Origin of the sequence: Thalassorhabdus alkalitolerans (assembly GCF_042656525.1) — a bacterium.
Lineage (GTDB): Bacteria > Bacillota > Bacilli > Bacillales > Marinococcaceae > Thalassorhabdus > Thalassorhabdus alkalitolerans.
In genome coordinates this window covers 503,808-522,143 of the sequence record NZ_JBHSOZ010000002.1, presented here as the reverse complement: position 1 = coordinate 522,143, position 18,336 = coordinate 503,808, and the positions used below count along the sequence as shown (strand labels likewise).

18 protein-coding genes are annotated in these 18,336 nt (G+C 42.7%); 17 read left to right on the top strand and 1 reads right to left on the bottom strand.

The features are described 5' to 3' along the window. Positions 1-355: 355 nt before the first annotated feature. From mnmE to ACFPU1_RS02410, 8 genes are all read left to right on the top strand, one after another. Entirely contained in the window at positions 356-1,732 is a 1,377-nt protein-coding gene (gene mnmE / locus ACFPU1_RS02445) for a tRNA uridine-5-carboxymethylaminomethyl(34) synthesis GTPase MnmE (RefSeq protein WP_385938141.1), read from the top strand. 42 nt (positions 1,733-1,774) lie between these two features. After that, positions 1,775-3,664: a tRNA uridine-5-carboxymethylaminomethyl(34) synthesis enzyme MnmG gene (mnmG, locus tag ACFPU1_RS02440; RefSeq protein WP_385938138.1), complete on the top strand. Its 1,890-nt coding sequence runs from the start codon at positions 1,775-1,777 to the stop codon at positions 3,662-3,664. Positions 3,665-3,744: 80 nt separating this feature from the next. After that, a complete protein-coding gene (gene rsmG, locus ACFPU1_RS02435; RefSeq protein ID WP_054636248.1) occupies positions 3,745-4,461 on the top strand; it encodes a 16S rRNA (guanine(527)-N(7))-methyltransferase RsmG in 717 nt (238 codons plus the stop codon). Between the two features lie 191 nt (positions 4,462-4,652). Continuing rightward, positions 4,653-5,510, top strand: coding sequence for a nucleoid occlusion protein (noc, locus tag ACFPU1_RS02430; protein ID WP_054636249.1), 858 nt, complete (start codon positions 4,653-4,655; stop codon positions 5,508-5,510). 173 nt (positions 5,511-5,683) lie between these two features. Beyond that, on the top strand, positions 5,684-6,445 hold the full coding sequence (locus tag ACFPU1_RS02425; protein WP_100400494.1) for a ParA family protein: 762 nt from the start codon (positions 5,684-5,686) through the stop codon (positions 6,443-6,445). Then, positions 6,438-7,292: a ParB/RepB/Spo0J family partition protein gene (locus tag ACFPU1_RS02420; protein ID WP_054636250.1), complete on the top strand. Its 855-nt coding sequence runs from the start codon at positions 6,438-6,440 to the stop codon at positions 7,290-7,292. Before ACFPU1_RS02425 ends, ACFPU1_RS02420 begins: the two co-directional genes overlap by 8 nt. 111 nt (positions 7,293-7,403) lie before the next feature. Continuing rightward, positions 7,404-8,558 carry an aminotransferase class V-fold PLP-dependent enzyme gene (locus ACFPU1_RS02415; protein ID WP_385938132.1) on the top strand — a complete coding sequence of 385 codons (1,155 nt, stop codon included), beginning with the start codon at positions 7,404-7,406 and terminating at the stop codon, positions 8,556-8,558. 33 nt (positions 8,559-8,591) lie between these two features. Beyond that, a complete protein-coding gene (locus tag ACFPU1_RS02410) occupies positions 8,592-9,308 on the top strand; it encodes a DUF554 domain-containing protein (RefSeq protein ID WP_385938129.1) in 717 nt (238 codons plus the stop codon). A gap of 258 nt (positions 9,309-9,566) precedes the next feature. Here the strand turns inward: ACFPU1_RS02410 and yyaC are convergent, their stop codons facing one another. Then, on the bottom strand, positions 9,567-10,232 hold the full coding sequence (yyaC, locus tag ACFPU1_RS02405; RefSeq protein WP_100400489.1) for a spore protease YyaC: 666 nt from the start codon (positions 10,230-10,232) through the stop codon (positions 9,567-9,569). 96 nt (positions 10,233-10,328) lie between these two features. Between yyaC and ACFPU1_RS02400 the strand changes: the two genes are divergently transcribed. The 9 genes from ACFPU1_RS02400 to rplI all read left to right on the top strand — a co-directional run bounded on the left by ACFPU1_RS02400 (position 10,329) and on the right by rplI (position 18,318). Next, complete coding sequence (locus ACFPU1_RS02400) at positions 10,329-11,348, top strand: YkvI family membrane protein (protein WP_385938126.1); 1,020 nt, start codon at positions 10,329-10,331, stop codon at positions 11,346-11,348. A gap of 219 nt (positions 11,349-11,567) precedes the next feature. Beyond that, entirely contained in the window at positions 11,568-11,771 is a 204-nt protein-coding gene (locus ACFPU1_RS02395) for a DUF951 domain-containing protein (protein ID WP_054636254.1), read from the top strand. A gap of 559 nt (positions 11,772-12,330) precedes the next feature. Next, entirely contained in the window at positions 12,331-13,431 is a 1,101-nt protein-coding gene (ychF, locus tag ACFPU1_RS02390; protein ID WP_054636255.1) for a redox-regulated ATPase YchF, read from the top strand. Positions 13,432-13,550: 119 nt separating this feature from the next. Beyond that, entirely contained in the window at positions 13,551-13,838 is a 288-nt protein-coding gene (gene rpsF / locus ACFPU1_RS02385; protein WP_054636256.1) for a 30S ribosomal protein S6, read from the top strand. Between the two features lie 24 nt (positions 13,839-13,862). Beyond that, positions 13,863-14,354 carry a single-stranded DNA-binding protein gene (gene ssb / locus ACFPU1_RS02380; RefSeq protein ID WP_054636257.1) on the top strand — a complete coding sequence of 164 codons (492 nt, stop codon included), beginning with the start codon at positions 13,863-13,865 and terminating at the stop codon, positions 14,352-14,354. 68 nt (positions 14,355-14,422) lie between these two features. Further along, a complete protein-coding gene (rpsR, locus tag ACFPU1_RS02375) occupies positions 14,423-14,650 on the top strand; it encodes a 30S ribosomal protein S18 (protein ID WP_054636258.1) in 228 nt (75 codons plus the stop codon). A gap of 304 nt (positions 14,651-14,954) precedes the next feature. Next, a complete protein-coding gene (locus ACFPU1_RS02370) occupies positions 14,955-15,896 on the top strand; it encodes a YybS family protein (protein WP_054636259.1) in 942 nt (313 codons plus the stop codon). An 11-nt stretch (positions 15,897-15,907) separates the two neighbouring features. Next, on the top strand, positions 15,908-17,878 hold the full coding sequence (locus ACFPU1_RS02365) for a DHH family phosphoesterase (protein WP_385938119.1): 1,971 nt from the start codon (positions 15,908-15,910) through the stop codon (positions 17,876-17,878). After that, complete coding sequence (rplI, locus tag ACFPU1_RS02360) at positions 17,875-18,318, top strand: 50S ribosomal protein L9 (RefSeq protein ID WP_054636260.1); 444 nt, start codon at positions 17,875-17,877, stop codon at positions 18,316-18,318. The genes ACFPU1_RS02365 and rplI overlap by 4 nt, the downstream gene beginning before the upstream one ends. Positions 18,319-18,336 lie beyond the last annotated feature (18 nt).

The window sequence follows — 18,336 nt, the reverse complement described above, 5'->3', positions numbered from 1 at the left end:
GAAGATACAACTTGAGCGTTAGAAAAGGCTCGTGTGTGACTGCACAATAGCAATGCGAAGAGCAGGATCTCTCCAGCTCCTCCTTTTTAGACAATCAGAATGACTAAGAGCAAATACGGAAGGAAACGGAGGCAGATGCTGGAGAGGAGTCATATTCATGAAAAACAGTTATCCACTTGTGGATAAATATTCTTTATATCCCTCGTTTTTTGTGATATTCTATTTTGTCAGGAAAGGAATATATCCACAACCTTTTCTGAAAGGAAAAACTTCTTATCATTTATTAAGACCTTTTTGGCTATACCATAGATAATTACTTTAATTTATATAGAAGAAAAACAGGGAGGTGTGTTTCTTGGAATTTGATACGATTACCGCCATTTCCACTCCTTCGGGGGAAGGGGCAATAGCGATTGTGCGGATCAGTGGAGATGCGGCAGTCACGATTGCCGACAATATTTTTAAAGGAAAAACACCTCTGGCAAAGGCTGAGACTCATACAATTCATTACGGACATTTGATAGAGCCGTCTACAAGTGAAATAATAGAAGAAGTGATGGTCTCTGTACTGAGGGCTCCTCGTACGTTTACAAAAGAAGATATCATAGAGATTAACTGCCACGGGGGAATTGTCTCGGTTAACCGGGTTCTTGACCTGGTTCTCAGCCAGGGAGCAAGGCTTGCTGAGCCTGGTGAGTTCACCAAAAGAGCCTTTCTGAATGGCCGAATTGACCTTTCCCAGGCAGAAGGGGTTATTGATTTAATTCGCGCGAAAACTGACCGGGCAATGAATGTGGCTTTAAAACAAGTTGAAGGTCGATTGTCTTCTCAGGTGCGCCGCTTAAGACAAAAGCTGCTGGAAACAGTCGCTCATGTCGAAGTAAATATTGATTATCCTGAATATGATGCAGAAACCGTGACTCTTGAGTTATTGAAAGAAAAAGGGGAAGAGGTCCGCCAGGAAATCGAGCAGCTTCTGATGACGGCAAAACAAGGGAAAATTCTAAGAGAGGGATTGGCAACTGCCATCATAGGGCGCCCTAATGTAGGAAAATCATCTCTTATGAACAGCCTTGTCCATGAAAACAAAGCGATTGTGACAGACATTCCCGGCACGACAAGAGACGTGCTTGAAGAGTATGTGAATGTTCGCGGAGTTCCCCTTCGTTTAATAGATACAGCTGGAATCAGAGAAACAGAGGACATCGTGGAGAAAATCGGTGTAGAACGCTCAAGAAAGGCGTTAGCTGACGCTGAACTCATCCTCTTTGTGTTAAATGCCGCTGAAGAATTATCTAAAGAAGATGAGGCTCTCTTTGAAGCGATACAGGATATGAATGCCGTAGTAGTTTTAAATAAGACAGATCTGGAGATCACAATAGATACAGACAGGGTAAGCAGCTTAGCTGGAGAGCGGCCTGTGATCGGTACTTCCTTATTGAGAGAAGAAGGCATTGACGAGCTTGAACAAGCGATTGCCCATCTCTTTTTTGATGAAGGTGTGGAAGGGGCCGATTTAAGCTACGTGTCTAACGCTCGCCATATTGCCCTGTTAAAGCAGGCTAAAGGAGCTATTGAAGAAGCACTGGAAGGAGCAGATATGATGCTTCCGGTGGATATGGTTCAAATTGATATTACCCGGGCTTGGGAGCTTCTCGGTGAAGTTATTGGCGATAACGTTCATGAAAGCTTGATCGATCAGCTGTTTTCTCAATTCTGTTTAGGAAAATAAAGAATGAATGAAATAAATATAAAAGAAAAAGGAGGATGCAGCATGCAATACCAAGGCGGTAATTATGACGTCATCGTCATCGGAGCGGGGCATGCCGGCGTTGAAGCCGGGCTTGCTGCTGCCCGTATGGGAGCGAACACTCTCGTACTCACTTTAAACTTGGATTCTGTTGCGTTTATGCCATGTAACCCTTCTGTAGGTGGTCCGGCTAAAGGAATTGTAGTCAGGGAAATTGATGCCTTGGGCGGGGAAATGGCACGAAACATTGACAAAACCCATATTCAAATGAGGATGCTTAATACAAGAAAAGGTCCAGCGGTGCGTGCACTTCGAGCTCAAGCTGACAAATTTTTGTACCAGCATGAAATGAAAAAAACGATGGAGGAAGAAGAGAATTTAATCCTTCGTCAAGGCATGGTGGAAGAATTAATTGTAGAAGACGGTGTTTGTAAAGGGGTAATCACTAATACGGGTGCTGCTTACTACGGTACATCAGTCGTTGTGACTACAGGCACGTATTTACGGGGGAAGATCATTCTTGGGGAACTCTCTTATGAGAGCGGCCCGAATAACATGCAGCCATCGGTTAACCTTTCTCATAACTTAAAGGATTTAGGCTTTGACATGGTTCGTTTTAAAACCGGGACTCCACCGAGAGTCAATGGAAATACCATAGACTATGATAAGACCGAGATTCAGCCAGGCGATGAAGAGCCACGGGCTTTTTCCTATGAAACAACAAAGTATATTACCGATCAGCTTCCATGCTGGCTCACGTATACAGGTGAAGAAACTCATCAATTGATTAATGACAACCTGGGTCGTTCTCCTATGTACTCAGGAATGATTGAAGGTACAGGACCAAGGTATTGTCCATCCATTGAAGACAAGATTGTCCGCTTTAACGATAAACCGAGACACCAGATCTTTTTAGAGCCAGAAGGCCGTAATACGACAGAAGTGTATGTACAAGGACTATCTACAAGCCTTCCGGAAGACGTTCAGTTTAAGATGCTGAAAACCATTCCAGGACTTGAAAACGTCCGGATGATGAGACCTGGCTACGCCATTGAATATGATGCCATTGTTCCCACACAGCTTTGGCCGACACTGGAGACAAAGCGTATTGAAGGCCTGTTTACGGCAGGACAGATCAATGGAACCTCAGGCTATGAGGAAGCTGCAGGACAAGGGTTGATGGCAGGCATTAACGCTGCGAGAAAAGCCCAAGGAAAAGACGGACTCATCCTTGATCGTTCCGATGCTTATATCGGGGTATTAATTGATGATCTTGTGACAAAAGGAACAAATGAACCGTACCGTTTATTAACTTCAAGAGCCGAATACCGACTTATTCTGCGCCATGACAATGCGGATCTGCGCCTTACGGAAACCGGTCACGATATTGGCCTGATTTCGGAAGAACGCTTTGAAAGGTTTACACGGAAAAAGGAACAAATTGCTGCTGAAAAGGCTCGGTTAGAAAAAGTGGTTATTAAGCCGACGGAAGACGTCCAGCGCATGCTTGAAGAAAAAGAAGGAACGCCTATGAAAGAAGCCGTTTCTGCTTCTCATTTACTCAAGCGTCCAGAGCTTGGGTACCAGGATGTTGCTCAATTTTCTCCTGCCGAAGCTGCGGTGACACCGGATGTTGCCGAGCAGGTGGAAATCCAAATAAAATATGAAGGCTATATTGCAAAACAGCTTGAACAAATAGAAAAGATGAAGAAAATGGAAGAGAAAAAGATACCAGAAAACCTCGATTACTCAGCGATTTCAGGGCTTGCCACGGAAGCCAGACAAAAGCTGAGTGAAGTAAGGCCCTTATCTGTTGGGCAGGCTTCCAGAGTAGCTGGGGTGAATCCTTCTGACATTTCGATTTTGTTAGTGTATTTAGAGCAAGGAAAGCTGGCAAGAGTAAAAGAAGCTTAATGAAGGTAAACAGGCTCCCTCTGTAATAGACGGGGGCCTGTCATTTACATAATTACCTACAGAAAAGGTGGAGCAGACACATGAGCAGACAATTTTTTACAACTTGGCTTGAAAAAGAAGGCCTCTCTTTATCAAAACATCAGCTCAAGCAGTTTGATGAGTACTTTCATCTCCTTGTGGAATGGAACAAAAAAATGAATTTAACAGGTATTACCGAAGAAGATGAAGTGTATGAAAAGCATTTTTATGACTCATTAACGGTCGCTTTTTTTCATGATTTCACGAAAGTGAAGAAAGTGATAGATATTGGTGCTGGTGCTGGTTTTCCGAGCCTTCCGTTAAAAATTGCTTATCCCCATCTTGAAGTGGTGATCGTAGATTCTTTAAAAAAGAGAATTACGTTTTTAGAGCACGTTGCAGAACATATTGGCATAGATAAGGTCCAATTCATGCATGGCAGAGCGGAGGAGCTTGCTAGAAAAAAAGAACTTCGGGAGCAGTTTGATGTGGCTTTGGCAAGAGCAGTAGCCCGAATGCCGGTCCTTACAGAATTATGCCTGCCATTTGTGCAAAAAAATGGCTCTTTTCTTGCGATGAAGGGTGCAAGCGGGCTGGAAGAAAAAGAAGAGGCAGGAAAAGCAATTTCCCAGCTGGGAGGGAAATGGGGCGAGGCTTACTCATTAAAGCTTCCAGGAGAAGAAAGTGAGCGTTCTATTTTAAAAGTCGAAAAAGTTAAGGAAACGCCTAAAGCCTATCCTAGAAAGCCTGGAACACCTGCAAAGCAGCCGATAGTATAATTTGTTCCTCTGGACAAAGTCCCTGTTCATGATACAATTGACGCATATTATTCCCGTTTTCTCCATACGCAAAACTATCATTCTGAATAAAGTGTCAGCATTCTTTTAAAAATATGTTTCAGCAAGGAAGGATTCTCTCTTTTTTCGAAGAAAGTAAATAGATTGTAGCTCCAATAAGGTGGTGTCAGGCAATGAAGCAATCGCTTCAACGGTTGTTTGGCCTCGGCGATCAGCATGAAGGCAAAGAAGAAAATGAAATAGAAAGCTTGGAAGAGATCCAGCAGGAAGAAGTGAAAAATCTTCCAGTAGAGGACATTATACCTAACCCTTATCAACCCCGGACTGTATTCCAGGATGAAAAAATAAAAGAATTGGCTCAGACCATCCGGACTCACGGAGTCTTACAGCCGATCGTTGTAAGGGTGAGAAATGGCCGCTTTGAACTCATTGCAGGTGAACGCCGTCTCCGGGCTGTTAAAAGCTTAGGCTGGGATGAAATCCCGGCTTTAATTAAGGATTATAATGATGCTCAAACGGCCTCGTTAGCGTTAATTGAGAATCTTCAAAGAGAAGGCCTGACAGCGATTGAGGAAGCCTTGGCTTATGATAAGCTCTTACAAATCCATAATTTAACTCAGGAAAGTCTTGCCCAGCGTTTAGGAAAAGGCCAATCAACTGTTGCGAATAAGCTTCGTCTGCTTCACCTTCCTGAGTCTGTTCAAGATGCATTAATGAACAGGCTCATTACTGAACGGCATGCAAGAGCCCTCCTTGCTTTAAAAGATGAAGAAAAACAATCAAAGCTTCTTTCAGAAATCTTAGAAAAAGAGCTGAATGTAAAGCAGACGGAAGAACGTATCAAAAAGATGCTGGAGGAAGTACCAAAGAAAAAGGCCAAACGAAAGCATTACCCTAAAGATATGAGATTGGCTATGAATACGATCCGTCAATCTGTCGACATGGTAGAAAAAAGCGGCTTGCACATAGATACAGATGAAGAGGAAAATGAAGACTTCTACCAATTCACCATTCGTATTCCTAAAAAATAATCTATCATGGAGACATGGTAGATTTTTTTCTGGAAAGCTTTGAAGACTGTTCTCAGAGAGAATGACACGAAAATGAAAACAAAATTTCCCGGGAAACATGATAAAATAAAACCAGTATTTTTCAATGTTGCTTTTGATAGAAAGAAGTCAGGGGAGAGAAAGTTGGTGAGCCTGTGGCAAAGGTGATTTCGGTTGCTAACCAGAAAGGCGGAGTGGGGAAAACCACGACTGCTGTGAACTTAAGTGCCTGTCTAGCTTACATAGGAAAAAAAGTTCTTCTCATAGATATAGATCCACAAGGAAATGCAACAAGCGGGGCTGGCATAGGTAAAGGCGATGTAGACGAGTGTGTATATAATCTACTGGTGGAAGACATGGATATTAGAGATGTGATTCGTCCTTCTTCAGTTGAAAACCTTGACGTCGTTCCTGCAACGATTCAATTATCAGGAGCAGAGATTGAGCTTGTACCGACAATCTCAAGAGAAATCCGCTTAAAAAAGGCTCTTTCTGACGTGCAGAGTGAGTATGATTACATGATTATAGACTGTCCCCCATCTTTAGGGTTGTTAACCTTAAATGCCTTAACAGCCTCGGATTCAGTTCTGATCCCCGTGCAATGTGAGTATTATGCGTTAGAAGGCTTAAGCCAGCTATTAAACACGATCAGGCTAGTTCAAAAACATTTAAATACAGATTTAATGATTCAAGGGGTTTTACTTACTATGCTTGATGCCAGGACAAACCTGGGCCTGCAAGTCATCGAAGAAGTAAAGAAGTATTTCAGGGAAAAAGTATTCCAAGCCATTGTTCCTCGTAACGTCAGGCTGGGGGAAGCACCCAGCCATGGAAAGCCCATTATCATCTATGATGCGAAATCCAGAGGGGCGGAAGTGTATTTAGAATTAGCAAAGGAAGTGGTTTCCGTTGGGTAAAGGGCTTGGAAAAGGATTGAGTGCATTTTTTCCAGAAGAACTCACTAGTCAGGAAGATGGAGTTCAAGAAGTAAGAGTAAAGGATTTGCGCCCAAATCCTTATCAGCCTAGGAAAGTTTTTTCTAAGGAGGCAATTGAAGAGCTAAGAATTTCAATTGAAAGAAACGGGATCCTTCAGCCTTTGATTGTCAGAAAGAGCATTAAAGGGTACGAAATTGTCGTAGGTGAAAGACGTTTTCGGGCGGCACAAGCAGCCAATCTGGATACAGTGCCTGCTATCGTCAAGGACCTGTCAGATGAAAAAATGATGGAAATCGCTCTTATTGAAAATTTACAGCGGGAAAATTTAAACCCTCTTGAAGAGGCATACGCTTATGAAAAGCTAATGAATTACCTTGAGGTGACTCAAGAGCAGCTTTCGAAGCGTCTGGGCAAAAGCAGGCCTCATATTGCAAATCACCTTCGTCTTCTCCAGCTCCCGGCTAAGGTTCAGCAAATGATAGGAGAGAAAGAACTATCTATGGGACATGGACGGACTCTGCTTGGTCTCAAGGAAGAAAAAGAGATAACAAAGGCAGCGGAAAAAGTATTAAAGGACAAGTTAAGCGTCCGGCAGACAGAGGAGCTTGTACAGCGAATCAATGAAGATGTTTCACGTGGAACGAAGAAAAAGAATGAAGGTAAGCCCTCGGTCTTTATAAAAGCAAAGGAAGAGGAACTTCGTACTTATTTTGGCACCTCGGTTTCGATTAAAAAAGGTAAAAAAAGGGGGAAAATTGAAATTGAATTTTTCTCTGAAGATGACCTTGAAAGGATCCTTCAATTAATGGAGAGTGAGGAAGCTTAATAAAAAGCCTTTACGGTCTCGAAGCCATCAGCATGATGGCTTCTTCTTTGTAGAAAACTGTTTACAGGAGAACCATCTCCGGTATCGCCAAAGAATGAGGAGGAAATATCTATGATTTATTTAGACCATGCCGCTTCTTCCTACCCAAAACCTGAGATGGTAGCGAAAGAAATGGCTTCAGCTGTAATGGATTACGGAGCCAATCCAGGCAGAAGTGGTCACGAGTTGTCTCGGAAAGCTGCAGAAAAAATTTCAGACACGAGGAAGCTGTTGGCACGTATGTTTGAGGCACCATCGGCTGAATATGTTATTTTCACCCAGGGGGCTACCATGTCTTTAAATATGGCCATAAAAGGGCTGAGCTGGGGGCATGGAGATCATGTGATCAGTACGGCTTTTGAACACAATGCTGTTCGAAGGCCCCTTGAGTTTTTAAAAAGAGAGTATGGAGTAAAGATTACTTACATTGAAGCTGATTTAAACGGAAAGATGTCTGTTTCTGCCCTGGAGGACAGCATAACGGAGAACACCAAAGCTATTGTAACGACCCATGGGTCAAATGTGACTGGAACAATAGTGGATTTGAGTAACATAGATACGCTGGTCAAAGAAAAAAACCTAACATGGATAGTGGATGCTTCTCAAACAGCCGGAGTTATTCCTCTTTCAATGAAGAAGCTTTCCATTGATTTAGCAGCGATCCCTGCTCACAAAGGACTCCTTGGCCCGCAGGGGGTAGGAGCCCTGTTGCTCAGTAAAAAAGTACAAATTGATCCGCTGATTCACGGAGGAACAGGATCGTTTTCATCAGAGGAGGACATGCCTGACAAGCTGCCTTTTACTTATGAGGGAGGCACTTTAAATACACCGGGTATTGCCGGGTGGCATGAAGGGTTAAAGGAAGTTGAGAGGCTGGGAGAAAAAGCAATATATGAGCATGAGAAATCCTTGGCAGAGTTTGTATTACAGGAGCTGAAAAAAATGCCTGAATACAAAGCATTTGGACCGGGGCAAGGGAGGGAGCGGCTTGGGGTGCTTTCTTTTCTCCTTGATGGAGTTGATTCTCAGGAAATTGCAGCTGTGCTCGATTCTCATTACAACATTGCTGTACGTGGCGGTGTTCACTGCAGTCCTCTCCTTCATCAGCAGCTGGAAACTGCAGACTGCGGCTTAATTCGCGTCAGCTTTGGTCCTTATAATACAAAAAAAGAAGCAGAGGAATTACTTGCTGCATTAGAAGAAATAAGAGATGGATTTTTACTGTAACCAGATTGTGCATCTTTATTAGGAGTTAAAGCAATGATTCTACTAGGTACTATTGTAAATGGATTAGCTATTATTATTGGCTCTTTGCTGGGACTGTGTTTTAAACGGATTCCTGAACGAGTGAAAACAACGATCATGCAGGCCATCGCCTTGGCAGTGATGGTATTGGGAATTCAAATGGGGATGCAAAGCGAACAGTTTTTAATTGTAATTGGAAGCCTGGTGATCGGAGGCTGGATTGGAGAAAGACTACAGATAGAGGATCACCTTAATCACTTGGGACAATGGCTGGAGCGAAAGACCGGTGCAAAAGACGGAGAAGGACAAATCGCAAAGGCCTTTGTTACCACGACCCTTATCTATGTAGTAGGAGCCATGGCTGTATTAGGAGCACTCGACAGCGGCTTAAGAAACGACCACAGCGTATTGTATACAAAAGCTCTCTTAGACGGTTTTTCAGCTTTGTTATTTACCACCACTTTAGGCATTGGAGTTATTTTTTCCTTTGTTCCGGTTGTCCTTTATCAAGGAAGTATTGCTCTGCTTGCCGGACAAATTGATCGTCTGCTGCCCAGTGAGCTGTTGGACATGTTTATTGTAGAAATGACTGCCACAGGTGGAGTTATGATTCTTGCCATTGGCTTAAAACTTGCGGGAATCCTTGATATGAGGATTGCCAACCTTCTTCCTGCCATTCTTGTAACGGGCGGGTTAGTCTCCATTGTGTATTATGTTGATCTTCTCTTTTAGAAAGTGGCTCTGTAAAAAGGGAAAGACAGAAATCCTGCTCACCACCATCCCAGGAGGCAGAGGATATGCTGAGGACAATGGAAAAGCATCGTGAATGGGAGGAAAGGAGCCTGAACAGTATCGCTCTTGTGTTTTAAAAGCAAAGGGTGTTTGCTGGCGCGCGGGGCCTTCGTGAATGGCTAAAGAGTGAAAACCCGAACCATTTATTACAGTGGTTCGGGTTTTCTTTGAATCTTTGGCTCCTGCCTCTTATCTTTTTTATGATTTTCTAATAGGCTGTACTTCCAGGGACGGGGAAGGAAAGAAGCTCTTTGTAGTTTTTGTGGGAGCAGGAGCTGGTTCAACAGTACGATCACGCAGACGCAGGTCCGTTTTACGCAAACTTTCGGCAATATGTTCGGCCATGGACATTACCGTGTGGAGCCTTGTATTTTGCAGAACAAAATATTCCATCATTCCGCTGACATTTACAATGGCGGTAATGTGCATGTCACCTACAGCAGGGAGCTTCTTTTTCATAGCAGAACCAGGATGAACAGGACCTTCCGCAACATTTATTTTCCCCACATTTTTCATGCGGCCCAAGCAGGCATCCACAGCAATAATAAAAGGTGAGTCGTGGGTAACAGCTATTTGTTCAAGAACACTCTCAAGGTTAAGAGCGTGTACCGGGTCAGCCAGTGTACCGTACACATGAAGCCGCTGGCGTCTTTTCTTAGAAAGTAATGTTCCCGCTAGAGGGCCAAGAGAGTCGCCGGTAGATCGGTCTGTGCCGATGCAGACAATTACAATGTCTCTGTGCGCCGGAACCTCTTTTAACTGAGAGGTTAAGCTTCGAGTCAGCTGTTCTACCGCTTGCTCATCATCAATATGGACTTGAAAGGAATAGGGTGGCTGGCCAAAACGAATTTTTTTACCAATCATATTTGTCTCTCCTTTGTCATACTAGTCCCATTATAGGGACGCTTTCTTTTTTCTATACTCAGCGAGAAAGTAAAAGTCTGATTTAGGGAGCGATATATGGTAAGTGGCGGACTAAAATGGATGTGCTTAATTATTGGTACGATGATCGGCGCAGGATATGCATCAGGACGAGAATTATGGGAATTTTTCGGCCATGAAAGCGGACTGGCTATTCTTTTATTTACAGTCATGTTTAGTGCTAGCTGTCTCATTATCCTTCACATTAGTTATCAAAGCGGGTCCTCTGATTATGTTGGTGTGCTGCACAAGTTAATGGGCCGGAAAGTAACGGTTTTGTACGATGGATTGATTATCATGTACCTGTTTACAACGAGCGGAGTAATGGTTGCAGGCGGCGGAGCCACAATGCAAACCTTCCAAATTCCTTACTGGGTGGGCGTACTTATTATCAGCAGCTTTCTAGTATTATTGTTTGTATGGGACGTAAATGGGTTAACAAGCGTAAATTCGTTGATAATTCCCATCTTGATTACCAGCCTTCTTTTTACGTTAGTGGTCTTTCAATGGGAAAGCGGGAATGCTTTGTTTTTTGAAGAACCAGGCCAAAGAAACTGGCCTGCAGCCTTTACCTTTACAGCGTTAAATATTCTTCCCTTAGTTGCTGTGCTTTCAGCTGTAGGCAACAAAATAAAGCATGAAGGAGAAATCTGGATAGCGAGCATAGGAAGCGGTCTTATACTTGGCGGTCTCTCCTTCCTTTATAATCAATCATTAATTGTAGTTGCCAGCGACATTATGCTTTACGAAATTCCTCTTTTTGCCATATTAAATGCGTACCCGTACGGCATGCTGCTGTTTATGGCTTTTCTTCTTTGGATGGCCATCTTTACTACAGCAGCGAGTGGCATATTCGGGTTAGTGAGCCGTGTGAAAAGCTGGCTTCCATGGCCGGCCTGGGTGCTGTCGATTATGTTTCTTTTGTTGATGATTCCGATGACGAGCATTGGATTTTCTAATCTTGTAGCGTTCCTATATCCTTTATATGGGTTACTCAATTTATATTTGCTGGGAGCTGTCCTTCTTTACCCTTTTTTACAAGGCAAGAACACTCTGTAGTCGAATTGACAAAAGGTACTTGTTATCTACCTAATCTATTTCCCGGGTAATAGGAGGAAAAAACCACCAAAGGGCATCAGAGAGGTGTAAAGCACAAGGGTAGGGCTATTTGCTTTTTTTACAAGGTATGAAAGTCGCTATCTTTGTAAATCAGGTGTAAACTAATAGGAAAAGCAAATATGAAACTGTGTAGTAAGAAGGTAGAAAGAGGTGAATCAGTTGGCGGATCAGCCTTTTCAATTAAACGATGTAGTGGAAATGAAGAAACCTCATCCATGCGGAGAAAACAAGTGGAAAATTATCCGTATGGGAGCCGATATCCGAATTAAGTGCCAGGGGTGTGGGCATAGTGTCATGCTGCCAAGAAGAGAGTTCAGAAAAAAAATCAAAAAAATAATCGAACGGGCTGAAACTCAAGAGTAGTATTCAGGACTCTGGGTGATAACGGGCTTTAATAGAGCAAGGTCTGTTTTAAAAGGAAATCTAAAAAAGATGGTAACAAAGCCAAAGAATAACAAAACGCTTCCGATGCCAAAAAAGAGGGTCGGAAGCGTTTTGTTTGATTTCTTTAGTGTGTAAAAATTAATACTCCCTTTTCTTAATAATCCTGATACGCATGAGGAAAAGCAGGTGCTGAGGCAGAAGTGCAACGTGCGTTCCATCTTCACGCCAAACGTATTTATTGTTTTCTATGTCTCAGACAGCGCTTCAGCTTCCTCGTAAGCAAAAATGGCTGACGGCGGGATCATCAGGTAGAAACATCTTTTGGATAACCTTATTCATGTAAAGAAAAAATCATCCTTTTGCGATGACTGGCAACTCCACCTTGTTTTTTACCCTTGATCTCTCTATAATTGTAAAGGTGAAAATACTGGATTTACAAAAGGTTAAGGCCTTTTTGTCAAATATATTAACGGCTTTACGCTCTCAGTAAATTGAAATGAGGGCCATATTTTTATGAGAAAAAAGGAAGTGACGTTTCATGGCATTGACAACAGGGATAGTAGGTCTTCCAAATGTAGGGAAGTCCACTTTATTTAATGCTATTACCCAGGCAGGAGCAGAATCAGCAAACTACCCGTTTTGTACCATTGACCCAAATGTGGGGATCGTAGAGGTCCCTGACGAGCGACTTCAAAAGCTGACTGAGCTTGTGAAGCCAAAAAAAACTGTTCCGACAGCTTTTGAATTTACGGATATTGCAGGCATTGTAGAAGGCGCCAGTAAAGGTGAGGGACTTGGAAATCAGTTCTTATCCCATATCCGCCAAGTGGATGCTATTTCACACGTTGTCCGCTGCTTTGAAGATGGTGATATCACTCATGTTTCCGGAAGAGTAGATCCAATCAGTGATATCGAGGTCATTAACCTTGAGTTAATTTTAGCGGACCTTGAGTCAGTAGAAAAACGACTCACAAAAGTGGCAAAACAGGCCAAGTCAAAAGATAAAGAAGCGATGGCTGAGTATAGTGTCCTATTGAAGCTTAAGGAAGTGTTTGAACAAGAGATGCCGGCACGCAGCCTCGAGCTTACAGAAGAGGAAGAAAAGCTCGTTCACGGTTTTCATCTTCTGACGAAAAAGCCGGTTCTTTATGTCGCTAATGTAAGTGAAGAAGATCTTCTAAGCGAAGAGGATAACGAACATTTACAAAAGGTGAAGGAATTTGCAGCCAAAGAAAACTCTGAAGTAATTACTGTTTGTGCAAAGATAGAATCTGAGATTGCTGAGCTGGACGGAGAAGAAAAGGAAGAATTTCTTCAGGAACTTGGGATTTCAGAGTCCGGCCTCGACAAACTCATTAAAGCAGCTTATCAGCTTCTTGGCCTGGAAACCTATTTCACGGCAGGAGAGCAGGAAGTACGAGCATGGACGATCCGTAAAGGCACAAAGGCTCCTCAGGCAGCCGGAGTGATTCATACAGACTTTGAGCGGGGCTTTATCAGGGCAGAAGTCGTTTCTTATGATGACCTGGTAGAAAGAGGCTCCATGGCAGCCGCCAAGGAGGCTGGAAAAGTAAGGCTTGAGGGCAAAGAATATATTGTTAAAGACGGTGACGTCATTCATTTCCGTTTTAACGTCTAAGGGATATTGCCAAAGGTGAAAGACTCTGCTATAATTGCTAATTGCGAGTGAAAACGATTTGTCCGTTTTTTCTCCTTGCTCCTATACGGAGCCGTAAGACCAGAAGGAGGTGACGCATTATGCGCAAATACGAAGTTCTTTATATCATTGCTCCAGATCTTGATGAAAACGGAACAAAGGAAACAATTGACCGTTACAGCAACGTTCTTACCAACAATGGAGCAGAGATTGAGAAAGTAGACGAGATGGGAAAACGCCGTCTTGCTTACGAGATCAATGATTATCGCGATGGTTATTATGTAGTGGTATACGCTAACTCTAACACTGAAGCGATTAATGAATTTGATCGTCTTGTAAAGATGGATGACAAGATTCTCCGTCACTTAGTAGTTAAAGACGAAGATTAATGAATGGAACCGGGAGGGGATTCGATGATCAATCGTGTAGTGTTGGTCGGGCGTCTCACCCGTGACCCTGAATTGAGATATACACCAAACGGCGTAGCAGTGACCAATTTTGGCATTGCTGTAAATCGACCGTTTACAAATCAGCAGGGAGAGCGGGATGCTGATTTCTTCAATTGTGTAACGTGGAGAAAACAAGCAGAAAACGTCGCCAACTACTTAAAAAAAGGAAGTATGGTCGGCATTGATGGTCGTTTGCAAAGCAGAAGCTTTGAAAACAATGAAGGTCGTCGTGTAAATGTGGTAGAAGTACAAGCAGAGAATGTGCAATTTTTAGAGCCTAAGAATGCTTCCGGAGGAGCACGTGACGATTTTCGAGGCGGACAACAAGGGTCGTATGGCGCGGCTCAAGGTGGTTATGGAAGCCAAGGAAAACAAGGCTCTTCGAACCTTGATGAAGATCCGTTTGCTAGTGATGGAAAGCCCATCGATATTTCTGATGATGATTTACCGTTCTAGTAACCCTCCCACCACGAGATAAAGAATAGTATATATAAATAAAACCTAAATTAAAGGAGGCGAAATACATGGCACGTCGCAGAGGTAAGCGTAGAAAAGTGTGTTACTTCACGGTGAACAAAATCGAAAAAATCGACTACAAAGATGTTGATCTTTTGAAGAAGTTCATCTCTGAAAGAGGGAAAATTCTTCCTCGTCGAGTAACTGGAACTTGCGCGAAGTATCAACGCCAACTGACTAAAGCAATCAAACGCTCTCGTCAAGTTGCATTGCTACCATACGCAAAAGAGCAATAATATTAGTGGAAAGCATAACAGGTTTACGTCTGTTATGCTTTTTTTGTTCTTTTGTCAGCAGTGTGTAAGAGAGCAGTGCCTCGTTCCTATTTACCTCCTGTTCCTGTAGCCGTACATAAACGGTATATTGCACTGTTGTCTTCGTGGTAAAGGGTCCAGGCACTGGCTCTCCCTTTACTTGTTCCCTTTCTTTTTTGGTTGGAATGGGATAAAATAGACAAATGAATTTACCAATATCTCACACACTATTCAACAGTAATGATAATGAACAAAGTATAGTTGTAGAACATAATGAGGTGAAACCATGCAGAGAACAAAGGCTCTGACAGAAGGGGCTTTACTTACAGGACTTTTTATTGTTCTTATGCTGATGGCCCTTTGGGTGCCGGTTATTAATATGATTGTTTTATGGTTTCTTCCCCTGCCCTTTATCGTGTACGTGGTTAGACATGGAGTAGGAGCAGGACTGGTAATGTGGGGAGTAGCTTTCTTATTATCTTTCATCATTTCTGGATTGTTTGGTTTTCCTTTCACCTTTTTCTTTGGTGCAGGCGGGATCATAGTAGGGGAAATGATACGCAGGAAAAAAGAGGCGCTGGCTGTGTTAGTAGGTGGAAGTCTTGCTTATATTTTTGGTTTGCTGCTTCTTTACATCGGAAGCATTGTCCTTTTTGATATAAACGTAGTACAAACCTCCCAGGAAATGATGAGGCAGTCTATGGAAACTGCTGAAAATATGCTGGGTGGGTTGGGGCAGGAAACGGACGAAGAAGCAATGGCAGTCTGGAGAGAGGCACTTGATCAGCTCCAGTATCTGATACCGGTTATATTGATTCTAACTGGCATCACGTTCGCTCTTGTTACCCAGTTGATTGCACATGTGATTTTAAGAAGGCTGAGAGAACCAGTTGAACCTTTTCCTCCTTTTCGAGAGGTGAATTTCCCTCGCTCGCTCCTTTGGTATTATCTGGTAGCGGCTGTGCTGGTAATTGTTGGGCTTGAAGAAGGCACATCCATGTATATTGTCGTTGCTAACATATTTCCTATTCTTGAGCTGGCCATGACAATTCAAGGAATAACTGTGATGTTTACTTATACACATGCTAAATCAATGTCTAAGGCTTTACCAATTCTTTTAGTGATCGTGGGAATCTTCCTGCCTTTTATCCTTTATCTCATTCGAATCTTAGGTATAATTGATTTAGGATTTAACTTGAAAAAAAGGATTGAAACTGACAAGAAGTAGGGGTTGACTTTATGCCTAAGTTCTTGATGAAACGGTGGCACGGCTATCATATTATTGCACTGTTTACGGTAGCCACAGTGTTTATAGGGCTGCTTACCCTTTACCAGTGGGAGCTTGGTTTGCTGGGCTTTTTTCTTCTGGGTCTTTTGCTGTTTTTCACGGTACAAGCGCGAAAAGCTTTTGAAAAAGATCTGGAAGAATACATTTCTACATTGAGCCACAGAGTAAACAAAGCTGGTGAAGAAGCTGTCACAGAAATGCCTATAGGTATGGTGTTATATAATCCGGATTATGCCATTCAGTGGTTAAATCCTTATATGATGTCTTATTTTCCAAATGAATTTCTCGGGGAATCTTTAGATGAGATTTCAGATGAGCTCATTCCCTTAATAAAAAAGAAAGAAAGTGAAAAGCAAATCCATATAGGCACCAGGCATTATCATGTGTACTCGCGACCCGAGGAACGTCTCCTCTACTTCTTTGATATGACTGAAACAGTAAGGACAAGAAGTTTATACAGCGAGGAACAAACCGTCATTGGGTTAATATATCTTGATAACTATGATGAGGTAACCCAGGGAATGGAAGATCAAATCCGCAGCAAATTAATGAGTCAGGTGACGTCTTCTTTGAATAGCTGGGCCAACCGCCATGAAATTTTATTAAGAAGCACTTCTTCTGATCGGTATATCGCGGTATTTAATCAGCGGGCGCTTCATGAAGTGGAAGAGACACGCTTTGATATATTAGATGAGGTCAGAGAGCTTACAGGGAAGGAAAAAGTCTCTATTACGTTAAGTATTGGAATTGGTACAGGGGAATCTTCTCTTCGTGAAATCGGAGCACTTGCCCAATCCAGTTTAGACCTGGCCTTAGGACGAGGCGGCGACCAAGTGGCGATCAAAGAACAAAACGGGAAGGTACGGTTTTACGGCGGAAAATCCAATGCGATGGAAAAGCGTACTCGTGTCAGAGCCCGGGTTATCTCTCATGCGCTAAGAGATTTTGTTCTTGAGAGTGATCAAATTATTATTATGGGTCATAAAAATCCGGACATGGATGCGATTGGTGCGGCGATTGGTGTCTTGAAAATCGCAGAAGTCAACGATAAGGATGCCTATATTGTAATTGATCCTTCGGATATTAATCCTGACGTCCAAAAACTCATGGAGGAAGTAGGAAAGCATGAGGATTTATGGGCTCATTTTATTACTCCTGAGGAAGCAATGGATGAGCTTTCTCGCCATACCCTGGTCGTTGTCGTGGATACCCACAAGCCATCTATGGTCATTGAACCGAGAATTGTCGAAGCAGTTGAAAGAGTCGTGGTTCTTGACCATCATAGAAGAGGGGAAGAGTTTATAAAGGACCCTGTTCTTGTGTATATGGAGCCATACGCTTCCTCTACCTCAGAACTCGTCACGGAGCTTCTTGAATACCAGCCAAATAAGCTGGAAATGGATACCTTGGAAGCAACTTCTCTGCTGGCAGGAATTATTGTCGATACAAAAAGCTTTGCAATCAGGACTGGGTCAAGGACTTTCGATGCAGCATCTTTCTTGAAAGCAAACGGGGCGGATACGACACTTGTTCAGCAGCTTTTAAAGGAAGATATAGATAAATATGTGAAGCGCTCTAAGCTTATTGAACAGGCATATATTTACCGGGAGGGTCTGGCCATTGCCAAGTCATCTGAAGAAGATACCTTTGGTCAGATTTTAATTGCACAGGCTGCAGATACACTTCTAACTATGAATAATGTTCGAGCGTCCTTCGTCATTTCTAAGCGGGAGGATGAGAGAGTCAGTATAAGTGCCCGCTCCTTAGGTGATGTCAATGTTCAGGTGATCATGGAAGCAATGGGCGGAGGCGGTCATCTGACCAATGCCGCAACACAGCTTGAAGAAGTGACTCTTGAAGAAGCAAGAGAAGCGCTTGAACTTGCAATAGATGAATTTTTAGAAGGGGGAACACAAACATGAAGGTAATTTTTCAACAAGAAGTCAAAGGGAAAGGTAAAAAAGGGGAAGTGAAAAACGTTTCTGAAGGATATGCAAGGAACTACTTATTTCCCAACAACCTGGCTGTAGAAGCAACAAAAGGAAACATGAAAAACCTTGAAGCAAAAAAGCAAAGTGATAATAAAAAAGCAGAAGAAGAACTAGAGAAAGCAAAAGAATTCAAGGAAAAGCTGGAAGCAGCCAAAGTGGAAGTTAAAGCAAAAGCCGGGGAAGGCGGCCGTCTCTTTGGAGCGGTGTCCACTAAGCAAATTGCTGAAAAGCTAAAGGATATGAATTTAAAAGTAGAAAAGAAAAAGATTCAGCTTGATGAACCTATTCGCAGCCTTGGTGTGACAAAAGTGCCCGTTAAGGTTCATCCAAAAGTAACTGCAACTGTAAATATTCACGTCGTAGAAGAATAAAAAGAAATGGCTGATATT

Excerpts from the sequence above, each read along its gene's own strand:
- ychF (WP_054636255.1), top strand. The coding sequence starts at position 12,331 with ATGGCATTGACAACAGGGATAGTAGGTCTTCCAAATGTAGGGAAGTCC.
- rsmG (WP_054636248.1), top strand. The coding sequence starts at position 3,745 with ATGAGCAGACAATTTTTTACAACTTGGCTTGAAAAAGAAGGCCTCTCT.
- rpsF (WP_054636256.1), top strand. The coding sequence starts at position 13,551 with ATGCGCAAATACGAAGTTCTTTATATCATTGCTCCAGATCTTGATGAA.
- ACFPU1_RS02410 (WP_385938129.1), top strand. The coding sequence starts at position 8,592 with ATGATTCTACTAGGTACTATTGTAAATGGATTAGCTATTATTATTGGC.
- rpsR (WP_054636258.1), top strand. The coding sequence starts at position 14,423 with ATGGCACGTCGCAGAGGTAAGCGTAGAAAAGTGTGTTACTTCACGGTG.
- mnmG (WP_385938138.1), top strand. The coding sequence starts at position 1,775 with ATGCAATACCAAGGCGGTAATTATGACGTCATCGTCATCGGAGCGGGG.
- rplI (WP_054636260.1), top strand. The coding sequence starts at position 17,875 with ATGAAGGTAATTTTTCAACAAGAAGTCAAAGGGAAAGGTAAAAAAGGG.
- ACFPU1_RS02365 (WP_385938119.1), top strand. The coding sequence starts at position 15,908 with ATGCCTAAGTTCTTGATGAAACGGTGGCACGGCTATCATATTATTGCA.
- yyaC (WP_100400489.1), bottom strand. The coding sequence starts at position 10,232 with ATGATTGGTAAAAAAATTCGTTTTGGCCAGCCACCCTATTCCTTTCAA.
- ACFPU1_RS02415 (WP_385938132.1), top strand. The coding sequence starts at position 7,404 with ATGATTTATTTAGACCATGCCGCTTCTTCCTACCCAAAACCTGAGATG.
- noc (WP_054636249.1), top strand. The coding sequence starts at position 4,653 with ATGAAGCAATCGCTTCAACGGTTGTTTGGCCTCGGCGATCAGCATGAA.
- ssb (WP_054636257.1), top strand. The coding sequence starts at position 13,863 with ATGATCAATCGTGTAGTGTTGGTCGGGCGTCTCACCCGTGACCCTGAA.
- ACFPU1_RS02400 (WP_385938126.1), top strand. The coding sequence starts at position 10,329 with ATGGTAAGTGGCGGACTAAAATGGATGTGCTTAATTATTGGTACGATG.
- ACFPU1_RS02370 (WP_054636259.1), top strand. The coding sequence starts at position 14,955 with ATGCAGAGAACAAAGGCTCTGACAGAAGGGGCTTTACTTACAGGACTT.